Here is a 24,520-nt window from a genome sequence, read left to right as displayed (position 1 = left end):
GCTTCTAAGGCCGAAGCGACGGTTTTCTTCTAAGCGAATCAATCGAAAAGATAACCAAACCAAGCCAAATAAAAGCAAAGGTTAACCCCGTTTCCAAAAGCAACGGTTCCTTATAAACAAAGATGGCTAAAAGAAAAATCATACTGGGCGAAACATACTGCAAAAAGCCTAAGGTACTCAATGGAACCTTTTTAGCCGCAGATGAAAAAAGCAATAAAGGTAAGGTCGTTACAGGTCCCGCGAGCATGAGCATTAGCCAAGTCATCCAATCTCTATTGGCAGGCCCAACAGGGTTGTTTACTGCCTCTCCTCCCGTTTGAAAAAGATAGCCCATAAACAGCAATGCAAAAGGCAGCAGCATAGCCGTTTCTATAAATAACGAGGAGAAGCTGTCTGTCGGCGTTTTTTTGTGTAAAAACCCATAGACACTGAAAGAAAGCGCCAACACAATCGATATCCAAGGAAGATAACCCAGCACGAAAAGTTGTATGCTCACCCCTATCATGGCGCATCCCATGGCGACGTATTGCAAAAAACGCGGCCTTTCTTTTAGAAATAAGATCCCTAACCCTACGGTCATGAGAGGGTTAATATAATAACCTAAACTTGTCTCCAGCATACGATCAACACTGACCGCATAAATAAAAACAGACCAATTCAGACCAATTAAAAGAGTGGTTGCGACTAAGGTCAACGCACCGGCTTTTGACGAAAAAACGGCTTTCACCTTTGACCATTTTTTCATGAGACTAATAATAATAGTCAATAAAATCACGGACCAAAGCACCCTATTCGCCACAATGTCTAAGGGGTTCTCTGCGGCCATCCATTTAAAGTAGACAGGGGTAAGGCCCCATAATACGAATGCAGATAACGCCAGAAAAGTACCGGAACGAGGGGTTGAGATCATCCATAACACCTTAAAATAAAAAACAGCGGCAAACGTTGCCATAGGCACAAATTAGTGTGCAGATTCTCTCACAGTGCCCGCCTCAAAAACAGTCATAGAATACATTGACAACGCCACTATAAGCATTCATTATCCGTATCACATCTTAAGTCTTATATAAGACATAGAAGAACTCATAGTAAAATTCATCTCCAGAAGGAATACAATATGCCATCTACTCTCCCTGCCGTAGGTTTCGGACTTTGGAAAGTGCCTAACGAAGTCTGCGCTGAAACCGTTTATCAAGCCATTAAAACAGGCTATCGCCATATCGACAGTGCCAGCGATTACGGCAATGAAAAAGAAACGGGAGAAGGCATTAGACGCGCAATTGAAGACGGTCTTTGTACTCGTGAAGAACTGTGGATTACCACTAAATTATGGAATACCTACCACGATCAACAAAATGTTGTGCCGGCACTCGAGCATTCCTTAAATGAGCTGCAACTTGATTATGTGGACCTGTTTTTAATACACTTCCCCATTGCGCAAGCATTTGTTCCTTTTGAAACACGTTACCCAGCGGCATGGTTTTTTGATCCAGAGGCCGAACAACCTGAAATTAAATTAGCGCCTGTGCCTTTAAGCGAAACATGGGCGGGAATGGAAGCAACCGTAGAAAAAGGCCTAGCGAAACAAATTGGTGTCTGCAACTACACATCAGGCTTGCTACATGACCTAATGAATTACGCAAAGATCAAACCGTCTGTGCTGCAAATCGAGTCACACCCTTATTTAACTCAAGAACGTCTTATTCGATTAGCAAAAAGCTACCACCTTGACGTGACCGCATTCTCTCCTCTTGGCGCCTTATCATACCTTGAACTTGATATGGCTGGTGCTCAAGAGTCAGTGTTAGAGCAAACCGCAGTAAAAGCCGCAGCGGAGCGTGTTGGTCGCACTCCGGCGCAAGTGGTTTTACGTTGGGGCGTGCAACGAGGGACTTCCATTATCCCAAAAACCAGCAAACCAGAACGTATGATAGAAAACCTATCCCTGTTTGACTTCGAATTAAACGAAGATGAAATGGACGCCATTTCAGCACTGAACAGCAATCGTCGCTTTAACGATCCTGGTCATTTCTGTGAAGCGGCGTTCAACACTTTTTATCCTATCTACGATTAAGGAGCAAAGTATGTCTAGTACGATTCACTTCGCTCAGGTTGAAACTCAACATCAATATGATGACATTGATTTTCCAAGTATCATAGCGAATAAAGACAACATTGATTCTATTGATGTCGCTTGCAACTGGGTATCAACTCACTTAGATCAGTTAAAAAAAGAGCTGGCTCAATCGGGTGTGGTTCTTTTCCGAGGTTTCCCACTACACAGTGCAGAAGACTTTGATAAATTCTCAGCGGCCTTTGGTTACGAGGGCTTCACCTACAAAGAGTCATTATCGAATGCCGTAAGACTTAATTTCACTAAGCGCGTTTTCACAGCAAACGAAGCGCCAAAAGATGTCGAAATTTTCTTACATCATGAAATGGCGCAAACCCCTATTTCGCCTGATAAATTATTCTTTTTCTGCTTATCTCCAGCGGACCAAGGCGGTGCAACACCGGTATGCCGTTCGGATCGTTTATTTAAAAAAATGCAGGAAGTTGCGCCTGAGTTAGCCAAGGCAATGGAAGAAAAAGGATTGAAATACACCACCACTATGCCCGGAGAAAATGATGAAAACTCAGGTCAAGGGCGCAGCTGGAAAAGCACATTAGATTGTGCCGATATGGCTACGGCGGAAGATAAACTTCGTCAGTTAGGCTACTCATGGAAATGGGAAGACGATGGCAGTCTAAAAGCGACCACCCCCGTGTTACCCGCCGTTGTTGAATTAGAAAATGGCATAAAGGTTTTCTACAATCAACTTATTGCGGCCTATATGGGATGGAAAGGGGTGCGAGAGAATCCATCCCACGCCATTACCTATGGCGATGACAGCGTTATTCAAGCCGCTGACCTTGAGTTAATTAATAGCCTTTCTAGCGAGTTTACCTTTGATGTAGATTGGCAAACCGCCGACATGGCCTTAGTCGATAATCATATGGCGATGCACGGTCGTCGTCCATACAGCGGCGAAACGAAACGACAAGTATTGGTAGCGCTCGGTAAAGGGAGCTAATACACAATAATTCAACCCAATCACCCCGGCACCTTAAAATAAACAAGGTGTCGGGGTGATTACTCTCACCAAGTCCTTTTTATATTTCAAAAAACCGCTTCATTAAAATACCCTTTAATAAAATATCCTTTAATAAAATACCGATTATTTTATTCAAAATAGCCTTCTATTAAAAATCACTCTCAATGCGTATTTTTTGGTTTTGATTATCATTCCTATTTGTAATATTTAATTGCCCTTTTTATCACTTATACTCTATTTTTAAATTGTCTTAAAAATAAACCAACAAGATAAATCCTCTCCAATATTAACTGACATAAGGCTTAACCCTTAATGTAATATCTGGTATGTTGATTTTTTAATAACCCAATTCCACGGTATTTATTATGATAAAGAAAATAAAAATTTTACCTATCATGCTTTCTTCTCTATTTATTGCGGCGGGCTCGGCGAACGCAGCCGACTTAGATAAAGCCGTAGAAATACGCCAGTCTTACATGCAAATGATTGCCTTCAATATGGGCGTTGTCGGTAATATGGCAAAAGGAAAAACCGACTACGATGCACAAATAGCACTTGATGCCGCGCAAAACTTAGCCTTGCTTTCAAAAATGAATTATCAATCGATGTGGCCAGAAGGTTCCAGTAACAGCGACCTTGGTAACACTCGTTCAAAAATGGAAATTTGGACAGACGCGGCGGGCTTTGCTGAGAAACACACTGACTTTGTAAGACGTACAGATAATCTTGTCAGCCTAGCCAACAAAGGGCTTGGCAACCTGAGATCCGCAGTCAAAGAGATGGGCGGCAGCTGCGGTGGCTGCCATCAAGGGTTCAGAACAAAAAAATAGTCTCTTATTTAACCGTAGAAAAGGGCTGAATTTAATAATGGCCCTTTTCTAAGAGCGATTGTTTCTCCCTTATTTACAGGTACTTATGATGTCTACTTGGCTTAATATCAGCGCGGCGGCCGTTATCACCGGAGCGACAGCATTTTGGATTCTCACCGACCCCAGCGCTCCCATTACACACGCTCAACTAGCGAATTTAGATGGCGATGTAAAAAACGGTGAAACCGTATTTAATATCGGTGGATGCTTATCGTGCCACGCATCTAAGCCAACAAAAGACGGAGGAGAGACAATTAGACTAGCCGGTGGTAAAGGGTTCCCTACAGAATTTGGCACCTTTTACGCCCCTAATATTTCTCCAGATAAAATAACAGGGATAGGTGCTTGGAGCACGGTAGAATTCGCTAACGCCATGAAACACGGTGTTTCTCCTGATAATCAACACTATTATCCCGCTTTCCCTTATACCTCTTACGCCAGAATGACATTACAAGATATTGTGGATCTAAAAGCGTATTTAGATACTCTCCCGACCATCTCTCAACAAAGTGCTGAACACAAATTGTCTTTTCCTTTCAACATTCGCCGCGGAATGGGCCTTTGGAAACAGCTTTATCTAAATGACGACTCGATTGCCACCATAGATCAAGCAAGTGACGCCGTTTTAAGAGGCCAATACTTAGTAGAAGGGCCGGGACACTGTGGAGAATGCCATACCCCAAGAACTTCGATTGGAGGACTGCAATACGACCAGTGGCTAATGGGTGCAGCAAGCCCAGATGGCAAAGGCCGCATTCCAAATATTTCTCCGATTGATTCCGGCATATCGGACTGGTCAGAAGCAGACATCGCCGAATACCTCGCATCAGGCTTTACCCCTGAATTTGACTCGGCAGGCGGTGATATGACAGAGGTAATAGAAAATACCAGTAAATTGCCCGCCTCAGACCGAGAAGCCATAGCCGCTTACCTAAAAGCCCTACCCAATGGTAATACACCATAAAACGCTCTAAACGCGCTTAAAGAAAGTGCGAATAAGTCTACTAAGTCAGTATTCTTTGTTGAGCCTCTCGAAAATAGGCCTGCTATTCACGTTCGATACTCGCCTCGAATAGCAGGCTTTTATGCAGAGGCAAGAGGACGTATTCGCACCTTTCTTAATTTTCGGCCTTACCTTTTCGATTTAGAAAAGAGTTAAGCGCCCTTTTTTACTTTAACATTATTATTAATGTCTTTACTTTGAAGTATCAACTCGTCCCCTGCATTGGCTCGTGAAGACTTAGCCAGACGGTCATACAACAAAACATTGACCGACGCCGCTAAATTCATGCAGCCAACCGTCGGCACAAAAACCACAAAATCCGCTCGATCTACGACATGTTGGCTAATCGTATTATCCTCAGGGCCAAAAATATACAAGGCCTTTTCTGGGTGCTCAAATGCGGGTAAAGGCGTCGCCCCTTGAATTAAATCCACACAAACAATTTTCGTCTCTTTATCCACCGCATCAATTAAATCGGCCACACCAAGAGTATTTATATTCACCAAAGGAATCGCCGTTCTCGCTTTTTTAGTGTCGGTTGTCAACTTGGCCGCTCTATCGTAACGCGTCCCAGTATAAATCACTCGATCAACCGAATAACAGCCCGCCGCTCTCATCACAGAACCCACATTCGACGTACTCTTAGGGTTGGTTAAGCCAATCGTTACATAGTCATTTTTCATAGTCGTATTTCTATCGCACAGCCAATCATAAAACAGTTAAATTAAAGAGGATAAAGTCTTTTACGCGCAATTTCATCCATTAAAAATGTGGCCGCAGGGCCCATGGCTTTGTCTTTTCGTTTTGCAACAAGAGCGGTAATACTCGGCATTTTATTGGACGAATCCCATTGCTCGGGTTCTAAAATGATCAACTCCCCCCTTGATACTTCCTTTTCTATCATTTGTCGCGGCATGCTTCCCCAACCAAGTCCCGCCATGATTAACTCATAACGCAAGCGCATTTCACTGACCTTCCATTGATTTACGCCGACCAGACCAAAGTTATAGGAATCTTGATTCGATACCACGATTTGCAGATGATCTCGTAAAACATGTTGCGACACTTTAGAGGGCGCTTTGGACGGATCGTTAGATGACACGTTAGCCAATGGATGATGAGGGGCGACCACCAGGACCAAATCAATGTCCGAGACCACTTTATTTTCTAACTCGGCCGGCATGCCGGGCATTCTAAGAAACACCCCCAAATCGGCTCTTTTATCCACTAAAGATTGACGTGCTTCCTGTGTCCACACAGCACTGATTCGCACAGGCACCATAGGGAAAGCGTCATAAAAGGCATCTAAAGCCGGCGTAATAAGCGACAACGGCAAAAAGTTATCCAGCACCACATTAAGTTCCGCCTCGATGCCCTGAGCCATACTTTGAACGTGCAATCGAAAATCACCAACGTCATCCATCACCCTACGAATGCGTGGCAGCAAACTGCGCCCAGCGTCTGTCAGCGTGGGGCGGTAAGTGCTCCGGTCAAACAATAAAAGATCGCTTTGTTCTTCCAGCTTTTGAATGGCATAGGTAATGGCCGATTGCGTTCGAGAAAGCTTGCGAGCCGCGCCCGCAAAGCTTTTTTCATCAATGACCGTTAAAAATACCATGAATTGATCAAGAGTAATGGCGTTCATGTCCTTCAGATTATCTGAACAAGTTATTAAAAACAATGCGTATATTTTTATTGTTTGTTCGAGGTTAGGATAGACCCTATTAAAGGCAAGCTCTCTTGTATCCCTAAAATTGAATGATTGGAAGAAATTATGACGAACACATTGACTCACACAAAACCGGTTTCGACTCGCGCCAATGTCGGCATTTGGATTGCTCAAGTACTGGGCGCCGCCGCTTTTATCCTGTCGGGTGTGATGAAAACCATGATGCCTATCACAGACCTAGCGGCCATGATGCCTTGGACGGGGGAATTCTCAATTGAGTTTGTCCGTTTCATCGGTGTGATTGACTTGGCCGGTGGACTTGGCCTATTGTTGCCATCTCTAACACGGATTGCGCCTCGCTTAACTGTGATAGCCGCCGTTTGCTGTGTCGTGTTACAAGTCTTAGCGATTGGTTTTCATGCATCTCGCGGAGAGTTTATCCTGCTTCCTACCAACGCGGTTTACATCACTCTTGCGTTAATCGTCTTGTGGGGACGTGAACGTAAAGCACCGATTACACCACGTCGCTAACAATGGCTCTGCTTTCCGGTGGGCTCTGCCAAAAAGAGCCTGCCACTATCTTAATTATTGACAGCGTAACCACAACAACAGGTTATTGAGGGCGAAACAATGTCTACTATCTTACCGACTTACTTTATTTCTCATGGTGGTGGCCCTTGGCCTTGGGTGCCACAAATGCGGGAACTCTTTCAACCTTTAGAAACCGCGTTAAAAGACATGGTTAAAAACCACGGTGAAAAGCCGAAAGCCATTCTCATGATTTCGGGTCACTGGGAAGAAAACATCGTCAATGTCATGGGCTCACCTCAGCCCCCCATGCTGTACGACTACTATGGCTTTCCGCCAGAAACTTACCAAATTCGCTATGCTGCCCCGGGCGCACCGAGTGTGGCCGAACGCACTGTTAACTTGTTAAAAAACGCGGGGATAAAAGCTAAACTCGACAAAGCTCGTGGCTTTGATCACGGTACCTTCGCGCCGATGGCCGTCATGTACCCAGAGGCCGATGTGCCTTTGTTCCAAGTCTCTATGTTGACATCATACGACCCCGCCGCGCATTTAGCGATTGGCAGAGCATTAGCGCCGCTGCGGAAAGAAGGCGTGATGATTGTCGGGTCAGGGCTAAGCATGCACAACCTACGCCTGAGAAATGGGCAAGGCCGCCTTCCTTCTGCGGAGTTTGACCAGTGGCTTTACGACACCATGATGGCCGACCCAGCGACACGCACACAACGTATCATCGAGTGGGAAAACGCACCGAGCGCCCGCATTTGCCATCAAGATGAAGACCACCTCGTGCCCTTATTCACCGCATTGGGCGCCGCCGAAAACGACACCGCCACACGGATATACCACAACGTCAGCGCGTTTACCGGCAACACCGTCTCTAACTATCAATTTGGTTGACCCTTTTGGGCTCAGTTCTTTTTTACACACCGGTTTTAAATGACTAGGGTGGCCGACACGGTCGGCCGATTTATGGTGCATTGTTTCACTCGGCATGACGCTCTTTTAATGTATTATATTCGGTCTAAAGGGCGAGTAGTGCCCAATACTCAGGATTCGGGAAAAAAGAGCCATGTTCGACTAAAAAGCACATGACAATCTTCAAAAAACCTAAAAAAGAGGCAATGAGAGCGATGAAAAGAAGCCGTAAAACAACCCAGAAAATGTTTATTTCCAAACAGATTGATATGGCGCTTCATATTAATGAACCTACTCACTGTTAAACGATTTAGGGCCAAAACCATTAGAGTGGATGACATCACTGCCTTTTGATAAACAAGTAAATGAAGACGTTTATTTTTGTCACGGTACGCCAAAAAACGATTTAATGTATTTATTGGAAGATGTTAGTAAAGGTTATGCTTTGCTTCGTTCAGACAGTGAAGTCATGGATTTACTTGCCGGTCAAAAATCAAAGTTAATATGCTGTGGTCACACTCATACCCCTAGGGCTGTCAATGTGAGTAGTGGTTAACTCATCGTTAATCCTGGAAGTGTTGGATTGCAAGCGTACACAGACGAAGAGCCCGTAGTTCACTCTATGGAAAACTATAGCCATCATGCGTCCTATTCCATGGTTGAAAAAATACATTCTGAATGGGTCGTTCAACATATTAAAGTTCCTTATGACTATCAACGCGCGGTCAATGAAAGTAAAAAAAGAAACCGTAGTGATTGGATTCATTTTTTGTCAACTGGAAGGCGGATATAACACGCCAATGAAACGGTAAGCTATTCATCGATTATCTATCACCTTTAAAGCAAAAGATGGCGTTAAAACACGTTAAAAGAACATTAAAAAGTACGGTGTCATTTGGCTTGGTGGATGACAACACCCTCACCAACCAAGCCCTGTTAAAGCAGATTCGAGAAACTGGGGTGGTTATTTCCCCATCTTAACTTTCTCCCGTTACCTAAAGCGCTTATCAAAGGTTGAATGTTTCATAATCTCATAAGTACCTGCGCCTATACTTTCTTTTTCAACAACAAGACGGTAACTACGATTTAACTTCAAACGATACATTCCTCTTTGACAACGCAAAACCTTCCATTTTCGTAACCTCGTTTTATTTGCAATAAGTCGATATATTTCTTTCCACGCTTTCTTCTGTATATGATCAGGAATTACATCATGCTCTTTTACTTTAATAGCCATGCATTCCTCCTCACACCATCACCGAAGGAATAAGCTGGTAACGCTGCTTAAATCCAGAGATATTAAAAGGAACCTGACTCAGTGCTTTTTCGACACCCGCAGTCAAAATCGAATCACTGACGATGTAGCCGCAACCCGCATCGGAGTTTTGATAAAAACGCCCTTCTGGGTTAATCATCAAATACGTATGCGTCATGGCATCATTGTCTTCTTCCACAATAATGCTAGATAGCGCAGCATGTCGCTGAACATAAGCTTGATACTCAGCCTGAGTAATCGTTAATTGATGTTCATGCACAGGCAAAACACGCAATAATTTCCATTTATTAGGCTTAATTTCATCCATTAAATCCAACAAACTGTCATGGCAGTTCACCGCGTTGACCACTGTATTCAGCTTTAAAACGCCCGTCGGGTTCAACGATCGATAACGAGCACACATCTGTTTTAATTGCTCAGCGGAAACCCAGCGCTGCTTACGATCAACACGACCAATGCCCTGCGCTACAGCATGATCCGCCGTATCGTAACTCATCCCCAACACATCCAACGAGGGTGCTAGTTCATCCAAAATATCATGAGTAAGATAATGCCCGTTGGTAATCAAGGACGTTCGAAAACCTAACCGATTCGCAAACTTAACAGCATCCAAAAAACGCTGTCCGAGCAACATAGGCTCGCCGCCAGCAAAATTAAGACGCACGTTCTGATAGCCCATTTCGGCTTGTAATGAGTTAGGTTGTAAAAAATAATCAGAGAGGTTTTGGAGAAGGGATTCCACTTGGCCTGACAAACGATGAAGCTCGTTCTTTGCTTCTAGATCATCCCAAGTGGCGTAACAGTAGCTGCACCGATAGTTACAGCTTTCTGTCATGTGGAAATTGATAACCAGATCGGTCTTTGCCGTTTGTGTGTTTAAACCCTGTGCACTTGAAACTCGTGAGTTTGAATAAACCGTATTCGAAATAGATGTTTTCATGTTGAACCTCCGTTTGTTGTCAACGGGATCTAGGTTCAACTTGTGCATTGCACAACATAGTAATTATTTCATGATTACTTTTCTTGAAAGTGTCTGCTGGGACTATTAATAAAAGACAATATCAGCCGTCATCAGCCGATATTGTCTCAAGTAGTATGATTTAGAGATTATTTACACGCACCGGGTACACGACATGCGCAAGTTGATGGGGCATGGCATGCATGATCGCTGCAGCGTGCTGCCTCAACATTCTGTTGGCTAAATAATACGTCCGTAGGGTATGAGCCAAAGTGGGATTCATACACTGCAATCGTTTCATCAAAAGCAACCTGAAGAGCTTTCTGATCATCATCACCATAAATGCCAAAATACGGATAATGATGCAGAAACGAACCAAATAGTGTCATGCAGTCTTCGGCATAAGATTTTGTATCTAATATATGCTCGTGCCAAAACTTATCCACGATCTTACTTGGTACAAGAGAGACTCTTGGGTAGAGAAGCTTCAGTGTTAGAAACTTCTTATACTCTAACTCTGCAAAGTCACACATGTCATCACTCCAAGTGGCCTCGGCTGACTTGGTAAGTTTCCATTTAAGCTTCTGAAAATCAATCGCATGCACTGATTTGTTAACGCCATCAGTTTCGTTTAAATCTGACGCCAATGTGTAAGATTGCTGATCAAATTGGTTTTGAATAGCAGATGTAGCTGAAATTAATGTTTTCATATTGAATCTCCGTTTTGTTGTCAACGGGATGTTGCCAACGAAAACCAGATTCAACTTGTGCACTGCACAACAAAGCTATTTTCTAACTATTTTTTATAAGTGGCCTTAAAGACCACGCATAAAATCTAACAAATCATCCACTTCTTCCGCTTCATGGATTTTCTTATCTATCTCCGCCTTTAGCTCGGCAACACCCGCTACATTCGTATCCAATTGATCAATCAAGGCTTTCGCCTCCAGCCATTCACCATCTAAGTATTTCATTAGAATACTGTCCATAGGCTCAAGCACCGCCGCTTGAGCCAACAAGACTCGAAGCAAAGAGCTATTATTGCCAAGCGCCGCCTGAGGCAAGGTTTTAAAGGGGTTAGGTAAACGCTCCGCTCTGAGGTCAAAATCCCCTTCAAGGCAAGTAACAAAAGCCGTTGCCTTACTACTAGAAAGAGCGATACCCGCCAACGAATGCTGACGAGTAAATATAGCTTTTATAACCTCAGTGGATTGCTGGCGTTTAGTAGGCTCAAAGAAAATGGCATTAACTTCTTGTGTGTCCGAAAAAAATGAACTCAATAGCATAGCGTTAAACAAGGCATTCAGTTCTGTCTCTGGAATGCTGTTTTTGTTTTTATGAACAATCAAATCTGCTTGTGAATTCAATAGTCCATTCCGCCGAAAAGAGTCAGCTTTATATCGCAGTGAGGGTGCTTGGCTCAAAATTTCTGAGCCAAATAAAAGCCTCAGCGCCTCTGGGATACTGTAGTACCTAGAGTCCACAATACGCTTCTTCTAAAATGTCAGAAGTATCCATTCGCTTTAATTGAGACTCAATCAGATTGGTACGAGCAATAACCTGAGCCATTTCTAAAACATTATTTTCTGAATAACGACAATAACCAGCACTTTCTCGGTATTGCACAATAACGCCAAGACAATAACCCGTACGAATACCCTCTGCCAAAGACGTACGCTGAGATGCTAGAAACTTAGCTTCGCCATGCGCATCATAAATATCAACGACTTCTTGGCAAGCACTAACTAAAAAATCAGCGCCTTTCTTTAAAGGAATGTCACTACGGGAAAAAGCATTACTACTCAGTACCAAAGCTAATAAAACCCATATCAAACGATTATTTTTAGTCATATCAAAATCCTTTTATTGTTTATTGCCAGTGTTCATAAAGTCTGTATGAGTACTGCCAGTACTGTCCGTATAAAAAACGTCATCTTTTGGCGCCTCAGTCCATTTATTTTTTGATGATTCTGAGGTATCGGGCTTAGAGCTTTCATTGCCTCTGCTTGAAAGCCAGCTTATTTTGGGCAAAGGGGCAAACGCATACAAGGTAAAAACGTAAATGACACTAAATAAAAAATACGTTATCTCTAATGATAAAGCTAAATCACTAATACTGATTTCACGCTTATCTGCAATAACAGCCATTAGCACTAAGCAAGCGATAGCCAAACATAAAATGCTTAAGAAAGCCGAGATAAAACAGTAAGACTTTATGCGAGACCACAATGCGATACCTTCCATCTGGCTACGTTTAAAAAATCGAATAGACACTAGAGCGAATGCAGACAATACAAGCAGCTCTAAGTTATCCAATTCATTTAAGTCAAGCCTCTCGTCGAAGGGAATCACCAACACAAAGAGTACCGCTGCGAGCGTGAACAACGCAGTCAGCCCATACAAGGCCACTCGCATAAGGGCTGACGTGAGATACCCGAAGAAAAGATCCAGATAAGTGAACACATTTTTTATCGTCAATGACATTGTCTATCCTTTTTAAAGTTAACTTTTTTAAGTGAGTTGCAAGCAAACGCTTACTTCTTTTTTTGCTTACCTTCTTTGCCGCCTTGGCAGTACGTCTGCTAGATCTTGTGGGACGAGTTCGCCGCGGAAGACTTTGCCTAAGAGGGATTGGGTGAGCTTATCGACCCGCTGTTGGGCTTTTTTTACTTGTTTCTCAATGGTGTCTTCAAAGACAAAGTTAGACATAAAGCTAATGAAATTCCTTCTATGCTATGCATTACTAAAACAAACAACGGGCTTTATGAGTGATAAATAAGATAGAGCGGCAAAACCTTTGCCCCTCTACCGTGTTACTCTTTTTAAAGCGTTATGAGCTTTACATGAGTTTTTATCCTAATTCATTGAATCGTCATCGCCTGTAATACCAAAGATCATCGCGGAGAGCTGACTTTCTCTTTGTTTCTCTTCATCTACAGAAGGCTCATTTTTGCTCTCAAGCGCCCATTTACGCTTCTTATCTGCCTCCCTTTCTTTTTGGCGCGCGAGCTCTTGCTCTCTTTCACGTTCCTGCTCTCGTTCCCTTTGAATAGCACGCTCTCGATTTCTCTCACGTTCACGCTCTCGTTCTTTTTTAAGAGCGGCTTCACGCTCTTTTTCACGGGCAAACTCTCGTTCCCGTTGGAATGCCGCCTCTCGGGCTTTCTCAAGTTCTAATTCACGCTCTCTCTCACGCTCTAATTCACGCTCTCTCTCTTGTTCTAATTCACGTTCTCTTTCACGCTCTTTTTGATAAGCAAATTCTCGCTCTCTTTCACGCTCTCTTTCACGTTCCTGCTCACGCTCTCTTTCTCGCTCTAGCTCACGTTCTCTTTGACGAGCGAGCTCTTCTTCTGTTTTCAGAAGAGCCTGTTCTTTCTCTTTTTCCAGAGCGAGCTCTTCTTCCTGACGTGCTAACTCTTCTGCTTCTTCCTGACGCGCTAATTCTTCCGCTTCTTGACGCGCTAATTCTTCCGCTTCCTGACGCGCTAATTCCTCCGCTTCCTGACGCGCTAATTCCTCCGCTTCCTGACGTGCTAATTCTTCCGCTTCCTGACGCGCTAACGCTTCCTCTTCTTGCTCAGCTAATTCTTTTGCTTTTTGAAGCGCTAATTTTTCTTCTTTTTTAAGGGCTAATTCTCGCTCTTCTTGTAGCGCTAACTCTTCTGCTTTTTGCAGTGCTAACTCTTTTCCTTTCTGTAGTGCCAACTCTTTTTCTTTCTTAAGGGCTATTTCTTCTGTTTGCTGCTTAAGAGCCAATTCTTCTGCTTTCTGCAGTGCCAGCTCTTTTTGTTTTTGTAGCGCCAGTTCTCTCTCTTTCTGCTCAGCCAACTCTTTCTCTTTTTGCTCAGCCAATTCTTTTGCTTTCTGCTCAGCCAACTCTTTCTCTTTCTGCTCAGCCAACTCTTTCTCTTTCTGCTCAGCCAACTCTTTCTCTTTTTGCTCAGCCAATTCTTTTGCTTTCTGCTCAGCTAATTCTTTCTCTTTCTGCTCAGCCAATTCTCTTTCTTTCTGCTCAGCTAATTCTTTCTCTTTCTGCTCAGCCAATTCTCTTTCTTTTTGCTCAGCCAATTCTTTTGCTTTCTGCTCAGCCAATTCTTTCTCTTTCTGCTCAGCTAACTCTTTCTCTTTCTGCTCAGCCAATTCTTTTGCTTTTTGCTCAGCCAATTCTTTTGCTTTCTGCTCAGCCAATTCTTTTTCTTTTTGCTCAGCCAATTCTTTTTCTTTTTGCTCAGCCAATTCTTTTTCTTTTTGCTCAGCCAATTCTTTTGCTTTCTGTTCAGCCAATTCTCTTTCTTTCTGCAGAGCCAATTCTCTTTCTTTTTGCTCCGCTAACTCTTTCTCTTTCTGCTCCGCTAACTCTTTTTCTTTTTGCAGAGCCAGTTCTTTTTCTTTCTGCTCAGCCAGTTCTTTTTCTTTTTGATTTTCTGTTTCATTTTCTTGATCGAAAGCGTTTTTAATTTCTTCTTCGAATACTGGGTCATTCCCATTAAAAGGGGCACTTTTATCTTCGTCTTTTATCTCTTTTCCAGTAATTTCATCAAGCCGCCACTCTTTAGCTTGGCCTACAGAATGAACGTCTTCTGTTATGAGATTTTCTTCAAGTGACGTTTCTTTACTCGTACTGTCAGCAGCGGTTTTTTCTGCTTGTTTCTCTGATTCAAAAAAAGCCATATGTTCAGAAGTATGGAAAAACTCACGGGACTTACGGAGGGGGGTAAAGGCATAGAGCATCAATACATAGAAAAGACTACCAACTAAATAAGGTAAATCTCGGTCTACTCCGAGAGTGTTTGCATCAATGTTATTGAAAACAAAATTACTCAAACCAATTCTATTGGATTCAAGCTCACTGATATTGATCCCTCCATTACTGACGACTAGAGAAATCAAATAGAACGCATATAAAGCGAGAAAAAACAGCCCGGAAAAAGTCGATATGGATAAGTAACGTTTTAAACGCCACCAGTCAGAGTAACCAGCCGATTTGCTGCGAACCATAAAACGTATTGTGCCAATAATAAAAGCCGCGAAGATGAAGCGCTCTATGTTATCCCATTCAGCAAAGCTAAACGTATTTTCGAACGCGCCTCGGATAAGACACCATAAAATCAGAACAAAAAAACCAATCGAAAAAACATACAAAGCAACATGCATTAATATAGAAGCAATATAACCAAAGAAAAGGTCAATCGGACCCAGCAGACGTTTTATCGACGAAAACATAGAACATTAATCCTCAAAATCATCAGATATGTATGTTAAAAGACAACACATTTTAAAATACGAGCATTCAAAAGCACATTAATCATAGCAGTATCCCATATAATGGAGCATTTACAGATGTATTTCTTTCTTTATTATCAAATAATGTATATACGAATAAATAACTTAACCATATGAGTAGGCTGCCTTTTCTCACGGATGCACTGTAGAAAAGCACTGTATCACACTCTGGTAAGCTAAATATTACCAGAGTCTCTAACCAATTGTTTACAAATGACTCGGCAAGAATAAAACACAAAAAAATAGGTCTGAGAAGCAAACCCATAACACCGATTCTTTTTTAACACTTATATTGGTTTATATGCAATTTTTTATGTAAAGCAATCGTCTTTTTATACGATTAATTACATCGCACACTCTCTATGTGATATGGCCTGTTAAACCAAAAGTAAATGGTTAAAGGTGACTCTAGAAATAGAGAAATTGAAGTAGTATGGTGGGGATAACTTGAGAAAACAAAAAAGGCCTAATGAATGAAATTCACTAGGCCTTTATGTATGGTGGGCCTGCCCCGACTTGAACGGGGGACCTGCCGATTATGAGTCGGATGCTCTAACCAACTGAGCTACAGGCCCTGAAACGGTGGGCATTATATCGATTGTTTTCCAAATTTCCAAGTAGTTATTTGTTTTTTTTCACTTTAGATTCATTGAATTGGAAAACCCAACGGATCGATTATCAGCCACTACCAAGAAAAGGTTTTCAAAGTATCCTATTCAATCGTGATGAAAAGAAATCTGTATCACCGCTTTATGCGTACAAAAGTCACATGATAGTAGTATTTTTTCTGAATAAAGCTTATCAAATATAGACTTCCGCTATACTCAGGTTAATCAATATAGAATAAGGAATTAACTATGCTTAATCCGGCTCTTGAACCAAGACATAACTGGAGAATATTATTACAGCTTCGCGCCATAACCATTGTGGGGCAAGCGGCCGCGATACTTTTTCTTTTTTTATTTTTTGACGACTACACTAACGTGGCCGTCATGGGCGCGGTTATCGCCGTTTATGCATTAATTAATGGCGTTCTTTGGATTCAACTACGCAATCCCGATTTGCCAGGCAACACCTCCTATTTCCTGCAACTGTTATTGGATGTTGTGGAGTTATCTATCCTGTTTTACTTCAGTGGCGGAACCACTAACCCGTTTATTTTTTACTACCTTGTGCCGATTAGTATTGCGGCCGTTGTACTGCCGCTAAAATACGTGTTGGCCCTATCGATTATTTGCACTACGGCATTCAGTGTTTTAATGAACTTTTCTCAACCTCTACCAACTTTTGATGAAAGCCATATGAACATTACACTGTCAGAATGGGGAATGTGGTTTAATTTTGCTCTCAGTGCGTTATTTATTTCGACTTTTCTCAATCACATTGTCAATCACATGCGACGCCAACAAAACTGGCTTTCAAGTAATAGAGAGCAACTACTTCAGGATGAGCAGGTATTAGCCATTGCGACTCATGCGGCAGGCACAGCTCATGAACTTGGCACGCCATTAAATAGTATGAAATTGATTGTTGAAGAGTTAATAGCCGATGCCGAAGAGAACAGTCAGGTTTCCGAAGACGCTCATCAGCTAAAAAATCAAATTGACTTATGCTCAAAAATCCTTCGAAAACTCAGTGAAGAAGCCACCATTACCGCCGATCTCCATAATGAAAACATCGAAGCCAAAGAATATATTGAAGAAATCATCGAAAAATGGCGGATACTACGTCCAGAAATAGAACTCTCTATTGATGTGATGAGTAGCCAATCACCTAAAATTCAAGTAGATACCACCCTCAACCAAGCCTTACTTAACTTACTGAACAATGCCGCTGATGCAAACCCAAAAAACATTAAGCTGTCTCTCCACTGGTCCAAGAGTACGGTAACGATAACGATTAAAGACAATGGACCGGGTATTTCAAACGATGTACTTGAAAGACTTGGACAACAATTAACGACCACAAAAGACGGTATGGGTATCGGCTTTTTTTTATCGAATGCGTCGGTCTCACGTCGCGGTGGTACCGTTGCATTGTATCCAGTAGAAGAAGGTGGCACCATTACCGAAATCACTCTACCCGTTATTTAAAATACCGATGTAACTATGACACAAAAATTATTAATCATTGATGATGACGCCGTCTTAACCTCTACCTTAAAAAGAGCAATGGAAAGACGAGGTTTAGAAGTCAACACGGCCATGAATGGCGAAGAAGCGATAAAGCAGTTACAAGAGCAGTTCCACGACTTCGCTACGCTTGACTTAAAACTTGAAAAAGAATCAGGTTTAACTATTTTAGAGAATATCCTATCCATACAAGCGGATTTAAAAATTGTTATTTTAACGGGCTATGCAAGCATTCCAAGTACGGTTGAAGCCATTAAAAGAGGGGCTCAGGACTATTTATGCAAACCTGCCTCTGGTGATGATATTTTTGCAGCCTTGACAGGGAAAAAAGTCACCACGACAGACATTCCTGAAAAGCCATTGTCTGTAGACAGAGTCGAGTGGGAGCATATCCAAAGAGTGATGTCAGAAAATGATGGTAACATTTCAGCGACGGCAAGAGCGCTAGGAATGCACCGAAGAACACTCCAAAGAAAACTCCAAAAACACCCTTTAGATAATGTTTAGTTGTGAGTGATGCATTTGAATAATCACGCGTTGGCCTTATCAAACCCGTTCCTAAGCCTAATACGTTTATTTAAACCTCAGTATTAATATGAATTGGCTTAGACGGTTCTGATTATTCTGTGGTAATAGGTGAATTCATGCTTCTTCAATTTAATACTCAAGATAAAAAAGATGACTGATTCCCTTCAGGCATCTTTTTGCAGTAAACAGAGCCGTTTTCAGATTATTTTAAACCCAGCACATCTTGCATATCATATAAACTGGCTTCTTTATCGGCGAGCCACTCAGCCGCTCGCACGGCACCTTTCGCAAAAGTCATACGACTACTGGCTTTATGCGCAATTTCAATTCTTTCGCCTTCCGTAGCAAACCACACACTGTGTTCACCAACAACGTCACCTGCGCGAATCGTCTCAAACCCAATTTCTTTACGGGTTCTTGCTCCAGTTTGGCCTTCACGACCATAAACAGCGCATTCTTTCAAATCTCGGTTTAACGCATCCGCAAGCACTTCTCCCATAGCCAATGCCGTACCTGAAGGGGAATCCACTTTGTGCCTATGATGTGCTTCTATTACTTCTACGTCGTAGTCATCACCCAGAATAGATGCCGCCGTTGCTAATAGTTTCAAGGTCAAGTTCACCCCCACACTCATATTGGCAGAGAAAACCACAGGGATTTTTGTTGAAAAGTGCGTTAGTGAACGTTTCTCCTCATCCGTTAAGCCCGTCGTACCAATCACGATTAACTTTCCATGGGCCGCACAGAACTCCGCATTCTGTAAGGTTAATTTTGGTGAAGTGAAATCGATCAACACATCAAAATCATTCACACACTTCGCTAACGTATCCACCATCGCAACGTTGCATTTCCCTACGCCCGCCATCTCACCGGCATCAGCACCAATCAAACTGCTGCCTTCTTTGACAATAGCGGCACCTAATGAACAGTTTTCAGATTCCACCACGGCCGTAATTAAATTTTTACCCATGCGCCCTGAAGCACCAATAATCGCCACTCGCATTTACTCTACCTTCCACATCTTATATAAGGACTTAGCCTTATTACTATTCGTAAACTATTCATAAAAAAAGCCCGCTGAATCGCAATAAGCAATAGCAGGCTACTCAAAAACGTTCATTAAAACACTTCGTTTGGTGTCAGCTCAAATACCGGAGCAGGAACAAATAATTCCTCTTCATCGCTTGTGTCTTCAGAGCCACCCACTGAGTCTAAGCCAAACACTTGATTAGCCACATTGGCTCTCGCCAAATCGTTCTGTTTTATAACAATTTCCACTCGTCTATTGGTCGCTCTATTCTGAGGTGAATCGTTTGGTACAAGTGGTCTTGAATCGGCATAACCCGTCACCGCAAAACGACTCTCTACTAATAAACCTGATGAGAACAGTTCTTCTGCAACAGAAATAGCCCGAGCCGAAGACAACTGCCAATTTGAACCAAAACGGCGACTTTCAATGGGTATATTGTCTGTGTGACCTTCTACAGCGATGGTGCCTTTAACCCCAATCAGTACATCACGCACCATGTCAATTACTGGAATAAAGTCGTAGTTTAATTCCGCCGAACCAGATCGAAATGAGCCTTTTTCTTTCAAACGTATGGTTATGGTCCGCTCTTGCGTTTCTACTTCAACCGTTCCTTTGGATATCTCTTCCCTCATTACCGATGCAATCTGTTGCGCATCTTCTTCTGTTTGCTTAATTTCTTCTTCACGCTTTAAATCGGCCTGTGATTTTTCTACCATTGTGCTTTGCCCATCCGCACCAACACCCTCTTGCTCATTTAAGGTGGCCGTTTCAGGCTTACAAAGCACCTCTAGGGTGTTTTCAGGCGTATCATCGGCCTTTTGACGCACTTCATTAATAGGCGTTGGCTCAGGACGACCGGGGCTAAACTCTTGAGCAATAATCGATGTTCCCATTGGAATTGAGTCGGCCTCAATTTGCTTTTGGACACCGAAGGCGGCTCTCATAGAGCCAGCCAGTTGCTTGAATTTTAAGACATCCATTTCCGCAAACGATAAAAGCAGTACGAAAAAGCACATCAGCAGAGACATCAAGTCTGCAAATGTCCCCATATAGGCCGGTAAACCCTCAATACATTCGGGGCAATCCGCTTCTTCTTCGTCACTCATTTACTTACTTCCATTAAAACTTTTTTATTGAAACGCGATAGCGCAACCCAACTAGACAACTACTCTCTTTCAACTCGTTTCTTCTCTGCGATGTAGGTTTTCAACATACCGTCTATCACTCGTGGATTTTGACCGGCTTGAATGGCCAATAATGCATCCAAAATCAAAGATTGGGCCTTTAATTCCTCGTTACCACGGTTTTCTAACTTTGCTTGAAGAGGTAAGCAAACCATGTTGGCAAGCATAGCGCCGTATAATGTTGTCAAAAGCGCCACCGCCATGGCCGGACCGATTGATTTTGGGTCATCCATGTTCGCTAACATTTGTACAAGACCAACCAAGGTACCAATCATTCCCATGGCAGGGCCCGTGTCCCCTAACGATTTAAAAATCTTGGCGCCTTCATCGTGTCGGGTAAACGCCATTTTCATGTCTTTGGACAATTGGACTCTTACGACACTAGCATCATGTCCATCTACCAACATCTGAATTCCTTTAGATAAAAAAGGATGACTGACTTCCTTTCCTTCCAAAGACAATAGGCCGCCTTTTCTTGCTTCATCGGCTAAATCATAGATTTCATCAATTAACGCATCCATTGGCACACTTTTAAACATAAACGCTTTTGCGACGACTTTACCAGCGCCGAGAAATTGGCTGAGAGGGTATTGCATTAAAACAACAAAGGTTGAACCGACAAGTACGATAAGAACAGAAGCGGGATCTAAGAACATTCCCGCGGAACCACCGAGTAAAATAGCCATCATAACGATGGCAAACGCACCAATTAAACCTAATAACGTTGCGATATCCACAACATACTCCTAATAAAAGCTTCCGAATGCCAAACTGTATTGAATTTTAAACTAAAGATGGGCTTTGAGCATAGTTTGATAGAATTTTTTTTACGGTACAGTAGATCTTACTCGAAGAAAATCTATTTTTCTGTTACAAACGTATAGTTTTTGTTAAGAAGAGACCATCATGACTCGTAAAGCCAACGTTAAACATTTTGAAGATAAGCTATCTGAGTTAGATTCATTAGTGAAAGAATTAGAATCCAACCAACTTTCACTTGAAGATGCCCTTAAGGCCTTCGAGAAGGGAATTAAATTAAGCCATGATTGTCAGTCTGTTTTAACTCAAGCAGAACAAAAAGTACAAATTCTATTAGAAGACAAGAATGGCGAACACTTACAAACTTTTGACCCGGAAACAAATTAGTGAACCTTCAAGAACTTAGAGACCTAACAGGTGATCGTGTCGATTCGTATCTCACTTCCTCTTTATCCGCTTACCCAGCCGCCGAATCACTTCATAAAGCCATGCTTTACAGTCTGTTTAATGGCGGAAAAAGAGTACGCCCTATGTTGGTGTACGCCAGCGCGCAATTATTTGGACCAATAACACCGTTAACGGATGCCAGTGCCGCTGCCATAGAAGCCATTCACGCTTATTCACTTATACATGATGATTTGCCTGCAATGGACGACGATGACCTTCGCCGTGGAAAACCAACCTGCCATATTCAGTTTGATGAAGCGACGGCGATTTTAGCCGGTGATGCGCTGCAAACTTTTGCCTTTGAAATGTTAGCGACTCCATCACTTCAATCCCCTGAATTGCAATTACAATTGGTACAAATACTGGCAAATGCGTCAGGGCGCCACGGCATGGTTACAGGGCAAATGATCGATTTATCCTCTGTAGACCAAACGATTAATACTCAAACACTAGAACTTATGCATCAGCATAAAACAGGTGCATTAATAAAAGCGTGTGTTCGCATGGGTGCAGTTAGTGCAAATTGCCAAGACCAAGACGCGTTAATGGCCCTTGATGCGTATGCCCACGCGATTGGCTTAGCTTTTCAGGTCCAAGACGACATTCTTGATATAACCAGTGACACTCAAACACTGGGCAAAAATCAATTTTCAGATGAGGATTCAAATAAACCAACTTACCCAAAACTTCTCGGTTTGGACGCATCAAAAAAGCTGGTTATTCACCTTCACGAGCAAGCAAGTGAAAAAATCCTGCCCTTTGGTGAAAAAGGAAAGTCATTAGTTGAGCTTGCTAACTATATTATTCACCGCAACCACTGATATACTAACGGGCTTATTTTTCAACTATATGATGATTCATTCGTGACAATGTTCGACACCATTCCAACTGAACGACCAATTACACCCTTACTTGACAACATCCATGAGCCAAGTGATTTACGCCAACTAACAAAAGAGCAGCTGCCATCGTTAGTCAACGAGTTAAGGTTGTTTCTTTTATACAGCGTTGGGCAAACTGGCGGACATTTTGGTGCGGGCCTCGGTGTTACCGAACTGACTGTTGTTCTACACTATTTATATAACACGCCAGAAGATCGTATTGTTTGGGATGTTGGCCATCAGACCTATCCCCATAAAATTTTAACGGGCCGCCGTGAAGCGCTTTTGAGCATACGCCAAGAAAACGGCATTTCAGGCTTTCCTAAACGAGAAGAAAGTCCATTTGATACATTTGGCGTTGGCCATTCAAGTACCTCAATTGGCGCGGCATTAGGCATGGCTTTGGCGGCAAAGCAGCTCAATACTGGACGTAAATCTGTCGCCATTATCGGCGATGGTGCCATGTCCGCAGGCATGGCCTTCGAAGCATTAAACCATGCTGGTGATGTAAAAGCGGATATGTTGGTTATTTTGAATGATAACGATATGTCTATTTCCAGACCTGTTGGCGCTCTGTCTAACTATTTTTCTCGAATCTGGGCCAGCAAAACCTATTACTCCGTCCGCGAAAGTGGCCGAAAAGTCCTACAAAGTTTGCCTTCAGCACTCAAATTAGCTCGCAAGACAGAAGAGCACATGAAGGGAATGGTCGCTCCGGGAACCTTATTTGAAGAGCTTGGCTTTAATTATATTGGCCCAATTGACGGGCATGATCTTGATTTACTGCTGACCACAATAGAAAATTTAAAAGAGCGCAGCGGCCCGCAATTCCTGCATGTAATCACTAAAAAAGGCAAAGGGTTTGAGCCTGCAGAAGGCGATCCAATTGGTTATCACGCGATCAATAAAATTGAGCCTGAACCTGAACCGATTACTCAATTGGCAAAAAAAGCAAACAAACCAAAATACAGTAATGTATTTGGTCGCTGGATTTGCGATACCGCCGAACAAGACACCAACCTCATAGCCATCACTCCAGCGATGAAAGAAGGCTCTGATTTAATAGAATTCGCCGATCGTTTTGCAGAACGCTATTATGATGTTGCTATTGCAGAGCAACATGCCGTAACACTCGCAGCGGGTATGGCATGCGATGGCTTAAAACCCGTTGTTGCGATTTACTCTACTTTTTTACAAAGAGCTTATGATCAGCTAATACATGACGTCGCCTTGCAAAACCTAGATGTTCTTTTTGCAATAGACAGGTCAGGACTCGTTGGAGAAGACGGTCCAACTCACGCAGGAGTATATGATCTTAGCTACCTTCGCTGCATTCCAAACATGGTAGTCGCCACGCCTTCAGATGAAAATGAATGCCGACTATTGTTAAATACTGGCTATCAATACAAAGGCCCTGCCGCCGTTCGTTATCCTAGAGGGAACGGGCCTGGCGCTGAAATCGATCGAACACTAACCACCCTCCCAATTGGCAAATCTCGTGTTCTCAGAGAAGGCCAAAGTGGCATTGTCATTTGTGGATTCGGTAGCCCTACTTACACAGCAAAACAAGCCGCCGATAAGTTTGATGCGACTTTACTGGATATGCGCTTTGTCAAACCAATCGATGAAGCGGCTCTATTGAAGTATGGCCAGGGTAAACTTGTTGTCACCATTGAAGAAAATGCCATTATGGGTGGCGCAGGCTCAGCGGTTAGTGAGTTTTTACAAACTAACCATATTAATACTCATACGTTACAGCTTGGCCTACCCGATCGATATGAGGAGCACGCCAGTCATAGCGCAATGCTTAAGCGCGTTGGCCTTGATCAAGCTGAAATTGAAAAAGCCATCCTACAAAAGTTAACCGCTTTACACCTTTAAGCCAAAGCCAAACTCGCCGCTAGCTAAAAGACAGCTGATGTTTTTAGCGGCGAGTTATTTCCTTTAACTTGCACGC

At 42.7% G+C, this 24,520-nt stretch carries 28 protein-coding genes and 1 tRNA gene; 14 read left to right on the top strand and 15 right to left on the bottom strand.

Annotated features, from left to right (window positions below; all coding sequences use genetic code 11):
* Positions 1 to 4: 4 nt before the first annotated feature.
* Positions 5 to 910 (bottom strand): EamA family transporter RarD, encoded by a 906-nt coding sequence (gene rarD / locus IEZ33_RS04400; RefSeq protein ID WP_191602499.1) that lies wholly within the window; start codon positions 908 to 910, stop codon positions 5 to 7.
* Between the two features lie 207 nt (positions 911 to 1,117).
* Between rarD and IEZ33_RS04395 the strand changes: the two genes are divergently transcribed.
* The 4 genes from IEZ33_RS04395 (at position 1,118) to IEZ33_RS04380 (ending at position 4,928) form a co-directional block, all read left to right on the top strand.
* The gene (locus IEZ33_RS04395) at positions 1,118 to 2,074 is read left to right on the top strand and encodes an aldo/keto reductase (protein WP_191602498.1); all 957 of its coding nucleotides are present in this window, start codon (positions 1,118 to 1,120) and stop codon (positions 2,072 to 2,074) included.
* A gap of 10 nt (positions 2,075 to 2,084) precedes the next feature.
* Entirely contained in the window at positions 2,085 to 3,074 is a 990-nt protein-coding gene (locus IEZ33_RS04390) for a TauD/TfdA family dioxygenase (RefSeq protein ID WP_191602497.1), read from the top strand.
* Between the two features lie 386 nt (positions 3,075 to 3,460).
* Entirely contained in the window at positions 3,461 to 3,925 is a 465-nt protein-coding gene (locus tag IEZ33_RS04385; protein ID WP_191602496.1) for a c-type cytochrome, read from the top strand.
* Positions 3,926 to 4,010: 85 nt separating this feature from the next.
* Positions 4,011 to 4,928 carry a c-type cytochrome gene (locus IEZ33_RS04380; protein ID WP_240009627.1) on the top strand — a complete coding sequence of 306 codons (918 nt, stop codon included), beginning with the start codon at positions 4,011 to 4,013 and terminating at the stop codon, positions 4,926 to 4,928.
* 191 nt (positions 4,929 to 5,119) lie between these two features.
* On the opposite strand, the gene IEZ33_RS04375 is transcribed toward IEZ33_RS04380, so the two are convergent.
* On the bottom strand, positions 5,120 to 5,650 hold the full coding sequence (locus IEZ33_RS04375) for an RNA methyltransferase (RefSeq protein WP_191602495.1): 531 nt from the start codon (positions 5,648 to 5,650) through the stop codon (positions 5,120 to 5,122).
* A gap of 41 nt (positions 5,651 to 5,691) precedes the next feature.
* Positions 5,692 to 6,612 carry a LysR family transcriptional regulator gene (locus tag IEZ33_RS04370; protein ID WP_191602494.1) on the bottom strand — a complete coding sequence of 307 codons (921 nt, stop codon included), beginning with the start codon at positions 6,610 to 6,612 and terminating at the stop codon, positions 5,692 to 5,694.
* 129 nt (positions 6,613 to 6,741) lie between these two features.
* Between IEZ33_RS04370 and IEZ33_RS04365 the strand changes: the two genes are divergently transcribed.
* The 5 genes from IEZ33_RS04365 (at position 6,742) to IEZ33_RS20830 (ending at position 9,063) form a co-directional block, all read left to right on the top strand.
* Entirely contained in the window at positions 6,742 to 7,167 is a 426-nt protein-coding gene (locus IEZ33_RS04365) for a DoxX family protein (RefSeq protein WP_191602493.1), read from the top strand.
* A gap of 99 nt (positions 7,168 to 7,266) precedes the next feature.
* On the top strand, positions 7,267 to 8,064 hold the full coding sequence (locus tag IEZ33_RS04360; protein ID WP_191602492.1) for a DODA-type extradiol aromatic ring-opening family dioxygenase: 798 nt from the start codon (positions 7,267 to 7,269) through the stop codon (positions 8,062 to 8,064).
* A gap of 352 nt (positions 8,065 to 8,416) precedes the next feature.
* Positions 8,417 to 8,638, top strand: coding sequence for a metallophosphoesterase family protein (locus IEZ33_RS20605; protein ID WP_206696907.1), 222 nt, complete (start codon positions 8,417 to 8,419; stop codon positions 8,636 to 8,638).
* Between the two features lie 27 nt (positions 8,639 to 8,665).
* Positions 8,666 to 8,875 carry a hypothetical protein gene (locus tag IEZ33_RS20600; RefSeq protein ID WP_206696906.1) on the top strand — a complete coding sequence of 70 codons (210 nt, stop codon included), beginning with the start codon at positions 8,666 to 8,668 and terminating at the stop codon, positions 8,873 to 8,875.
* A 56-nt stretch (positions 8,876 to 8,931) separates the two neighbouring features.
* The gene (locus IEZ33_RS20830; RefSeq protein ID WP_275672797.1) at positions 8,932 to 9,063 is read left to right on the top strand and encodes a hypothetical protein; all 132 of its coding nucleotides are present in this window, start codon (positions 8,932 to 8,934) and stop codon (positions 9,061 to 9,063) included.
* 10 nt (positions 9,064 to 9,073) lie between these two features.
* Here IEZ33_RS20830 and IEZ33_RS04345 read toward each other — a convergent pair whose 3' ends face one another.
* The 9 genes from IEZ33_RS04345 to IEZ33_RS04305 form a co-directional block, all read right to left on the bottom strand.
* Positions 9,074 to 9,319, bottom strand: a complete 246-nt coding sequence (locus tag IEZ33_RS04345; protein WP_191602491.1) for a ParE family toxin-like protein — start codon at positions 9,317 to 9,319, stop codon at positions 9,074 to 9,076.
* Positions 9,320 to 9,329: 10 nt separating this feature from the next.
* A complete protein-coding gene (locus IEZ33_RS04340; protein ID WP_191602490.1) occupies positions 9,330 to 10,298 on the bottom strand; it encodes a viperin family antiviral radical SAM protein in 969 nt (322 codons plus the stop codon).
* Positions 10,299 to 10,465: 167 nt separating this feature from the next.
* Positions 10,466 to 11,026, bottom strand: a complete 561-nt coding sequence (locus IEZ33_RS04335; RefSeq protein ID WP_206696905.1) for a glycine-rich domain-containing protein — start codon at positions 11,024 to 11,026, stop codon at positions 10,466 to 10,468.
* Between the two features lie 105 nt (positions 11,027 to 11,131).
* Positions 11,132 to 11,683 (bottom strand): hypothetical protein, encoded by a 552-nt coding sequence (locus tag IEZ33_RS04330; RefSeq protein WP_191602489.1) that lies wholly within the window; start codon positions 11,681 to 11,683, stop codon positions 11,132 to 11,134.
* Positions 11,684 to 11,789: 106 nt separating this feature from the next.
* Positions 11,790 to 12,167 carry a hypothetical protein gene (locus IEZ33_RS04325; protein WP_191602488.1) on the bottom strand — a complete coding sequence of 126 codons (378 nt, stop codon included), beginning with the start codon at positions 12,165 to 12,167 and terminating at the stop codon, positions 11,790 to 11,792.
* A 12-nt stretch (positions 12,168 to 12,179) separates the two neighbouring features.
* Entirely contained in the window at positions 12,180 to 12,800 is a 621-nt protein-coding gene (locus IEZ33_RS04320) for a hypothetical protein (protein ID WP_191602487.1), read from the bottom strand.
* A 66-nt stretch (positions 12,801 to 12,866) separates the two neighbouring features.
* Positions 12,867 to 13,025: a hypothetical protein gene (locus tag IEZ33_RS04315; protein ID WP_191603723.1), complete on the bottom strand. Its 159-nt coding sequence runs from the start codon at positions 13,023 to 13,025 to the stop codon at positions 12,867 to 12,869.
* 147 nt (positions 13,026 to 13,172) lie between these two features.
* Complete coding sequence (locus tag IEZ33_RS04310) at positions 13,173 to 15,542, bottom strand: hypothetical protein (protein ID WP_191602486.1); 2,370 nt, start codon at positions 15,540 to 15,542, stop codon at positions 13,173 to 13,175.
* Positions 15,543 to 16,100: 558 nt separating this feature from the next.
* Positions 16,101 to 16,177, bottom strand: a tRNA-Ile gene (locus IEZ33_RS04305).
* A gap of 282 nt (positions 16,178 to 16,459) precedes the next feature.
* On the opposite strand from IEZ33_RS04305, the gene IEZ33_RS04300 reads away from it, so the two are divergent.
* Together IEZ33_RS04300 and IEZ33_RS04295 are read left to right on the top strand one after the other, a co-directional pair.
* Entirely contained in the window at positions 16,460 to 17,695 is a 1,236-nt protein-coding gene (locus IEZ33_RS04300; protein WP_191602485.1) for an ATP-binding protein, read from the top strand.
* Positions 17,696 to 17,710: 15 nt separating this feature from the next.
* Positions 17,711 to 18,241 carry a response regulator transcription factor gene (locus IEZ33_RS04295; protein WP_191602484.1) on the top strand — a complete coding sequence of 177 codons (531 nt, stop codon included), beginning with the start codon at positions 17,711 to 17,713 and terminating at the stop codon, positions 18,239 to 18,241.
* Between the two features lie 223 nt (positions 18,242 to 18,464).
* Here the strand turns inward: IEZ33_RS04295 and dapB are convergent, their stop codons facing one another.
* The 3 genes from dapB to pomA all read right to left on the bottom strand — a co-directional run bounded on the left by dapB (position 18,465) and on the right by pomA (position 21,213).
* Positions 18,465 to 19,265: a 4-hydroxy-tetrahydrodipicolinate reductase gene (gene dapB / locus IEZ33_RS04290; protein ID WP_191602483.1), complete on the bottom strand. Its 801-nt coding sequence runs from the start codon at positions 19,263 to 19,265 to the stop codon at positions 18,465 to 18,467.
* Positions 19,266 to 19,381: 116 nt separating this feature from the next.
* A complete protein-coding gene (locus IEZ33_RS04285) occupies positions 19,382 to 20,398 on the bottom strand; it encodes a flagellar motor protein MotB (RefSeq protein WP_191602482.1) in 1,017 nt (338 codons plus the stop codon).
* A 59-nt stretch (positions 20,399 to 20,457) separates the two neighbouring features.
* Positions 20,458 to 21,213: a flagellar motor protein PomA gene (gene pomA / locus IEZ33_RS04280; protein ID WP_191602481.1), complete on the bottom strand. Its 756-nt coding sequence runs from the start codon at positions 21,211 to 21,213 to the stop codon at positions 20,458 to 20,460.
* Positions 21,214 to 21,382: 169 nt separating this feature from the next.
* On the opposite strand from pomA, the gene IEZ33_RS04275 reads away from it, so the two are divergent.
* Genes IEZ33_RS04275 through dxs form a run of 3 tightly spaced genes read left to right on the top strand, consistent with a single transcriptional unit; the run spans position 21,383 to position 24,444 of the window.
* Positions 21,383 to 21,622, top strand: a complete 240-nt coding sequence (locus tag IEZ33_RS04275) for an exodeoxyribonuclease VII small subunit (RefSeq protein ID WP_191602480.1) — start codon at positions 21,383 to 21,385, stop codon at positions 21,620 to 21,622.
* Positions 21,622 to 22,503 (top strand): polyprenyl synthetase family protein, encoded by an 882-nt coding sequence (locus IEZ33_RS04270; protein ID WP_206696904.1) that lies wholly within the window; start codon positions 21,622 to 21,624, stop codon positions 22,501 to 22,503. Before IEZ33_RS04275 ends, IEZ33_RS04270 begins: the two co-directional genes overlap by 1 nt.
* Before the next feature lie 48 nt (positions 22,504 to 22,551).
* Entirely contained in the window at positions 22,552 to 24,444 is a 1,893-nt protein-coding gene (dxs, locus tag IEZ33_RS04265; RefSeq protein ID WP_191603530.1) for a 1-deoxy-D-xylulose-5-phosphate synthase, read from the top strand.
* The last annotated feature ends 76 nt before the right edge of the window (positions 24,445 to 24,520 follow it).

Source organism: Marinomonas algicola (assembly GCF_014805825.1).
GTDB classification, from domain to species: domain Bacteria; phylum Pseudomonadota; class Gammaproteobacteria; order Pseudomonadales; family Marinomonadaceae; genus Marinomonas; species Marinomonas algicola.
The sequence above is the reverse complement of the archived record's forward strand: the minus strand, read 5'-3'. Positions and strand labels throughout refer to the sequence as shown.

Excerpts from the sequence above, each read along its gene's own strand:
- IEZ33_RS04295 (WP_191602484.1), top strand. The coding sequence starts at position 17,711 with ATGACACAAAAATTATTAATCATTGATGATGACGCCGTCTTAACCTCT.
- IEZ33_RS04380 (WP_240009627.1), top strand. The coding sequence starts at position 4,011 with ATGATGTCTACTTGGCTTAATATCAGCGCGGCGGCCGTTATCACCGGA.
- IEZ33_RS04340 (WP_191602490.1), bottom strand. The coding sequence starts at position 10,298 with ATGAAAACATCTATTTCGAATACGGTTTATTCAAACTCACGAGTTTCA.
- dapB (WP_191602483.1), bottom strand. The coding sequence starts at position 19,265 with ATGCGAGTGGCGATTATTGGTGCTTCAGGGCGCATGGGTAAAAATTTA.
- IEZ33_RS04390 (WP_191602497.1), top strand. The coding sequence starts at position 2,085 with ATGTCTAGTACGATTCACTTCGCTCAGGTTGAAACTCAACATCAATAT.
- IEZ33_RS04345 (WP_191602491.1), bottom strand. The coding sequence starts at position 9,319 with ATGGCTATTAAAGTAAAAGAGCATGATGTAATTCCTGATCATATACAG.
- IEZ33_RS04285 (WP_191602482.1), bottom strand. The coding sequence starts at position 20,398 with ATGAGTGACGAAGAAGAAGCGGATTGCCCCGAATGTATTGAGGGTTTA.
- IEZ33_RS04365 (WP_191602493.1), top strand. The coding sequence starts at position 6,742 with ATGACGAACACATTGACTCACACAAAACCGGTTTCGACTCGCGCCAAT.
- IEZ33_RS04370 (WP_191602494.1), bottom strand. The coding sequence starts at position 6,612 with ATGAACGCCATTACTCTTGATCAATTCATGGTATTTTTAACGGTCATT.
- IEZ33_RS04360 (WP_191602492.1), top strand. The coding sequence starts at position 7,267 with ATGTCTACTATCTTACCGACTTACTTTATTTCTCATGGTGGTGGCCCT.
- IEZ33_RS04375 (WP_191602495.1), bottom strand. The coding sequence starts at position 5,650 with ATGAAAAATGACTATGTAACGATTGGCTTAACCAACCCTAAGAGTACG.
- IEZ33_RS04385 (WP_191602496.1), top strand. The coding sequence starts at position 3,461 with ATGATAAAGAAAATAAAAATTTTACCTATCATGCTTTCTTCTCTATTT.
- dxs (WP_191603530.1), top strand. The coding sequence starts at position 22,552 with ATGTTCGACACCATTCCAACTGAACGACCAATTACACCCTTACTTGAC.
- IEZ33_RS04310 (WP_191602486.1), bottom strand. The coding sequence starts at position 15,542 with ATGTTTTCGTCGATAAAACGTCTGCTGGGTCCGATTGACCTTTTCTTT.
- IEZ33_RS04335 (WP_206696905.1), bottom strand. The coding sequence starts at position 11,026 with ATGAAAACATTAATTTCAGCTACATCTGCTATTCAAAACCAATTTGAT.
- IEZ33_RS04395 (WP_191602498.1), top strand. The coding sequence starts at position 1,118 with ATGCCATCTACTCTCCCTGCCGTAGGTTTCGGACTTTGGAAAGTGCCT.
- rarD (WP_191602499.1), bottom strand. The coding sequence starts at position 910 with ATGATCTCAACCCCTCGTTCCGGTACTTTTCTGGCGTTATCTGCATTC.
- IEZ33_RS04300 (WP_191602485.1), top strand. The coding sequence starts at position 16,460 with ATGCTTAATCCGGCTCTTGAACCAAGACATAACTGGAGAATATTATTA.
- IEZ33_RS04320 (WP_191602487.1), bottom strand. The coding sequence starts at position 12,800 with ATGTCATTGACGATAAAAAATGTGTTCACTTATCTGGATCTTTTCTTC.
- IEZ33_RS04315 (WP_191603723.1), bottom strand. The coding sequence starts at position 13,025 with ATGTCTAACTTTGTCTTTGAAGACACCATTGAGAAACAAGTAAAAAAA.
- IEZ33_RS04325 (WP_191602488.1), bottom strand. The coding sequence starts at position 12,167 with ATGACTAAAAATAATCGTTTGATATGGGTTTTATTAGCTTTGGTACTG.
- IEZ33_RS20830 (WP_275672797.1), top strand. The coding sequence starts at position 8,932 with ATGGCGTTAAAACACGTTAAAAGAACATTAAAAAGTACGGTGTCATTT.
- IEZ33_RS20605 (WP_206696907.1), top strand. The coding sequence starts at position 8,417 with ATGACATCACTGCCTTTTGATAAACAAGTAAATGAAGACGTTTATTTT.
- IEZ33_RS04275 (WP_191602480.1), top strand. The coding sequence starts at position 21,383 with ATGACTCGTAAAGCCAACGTTAAACATTTTGAAGATAAGCTATCTGAG.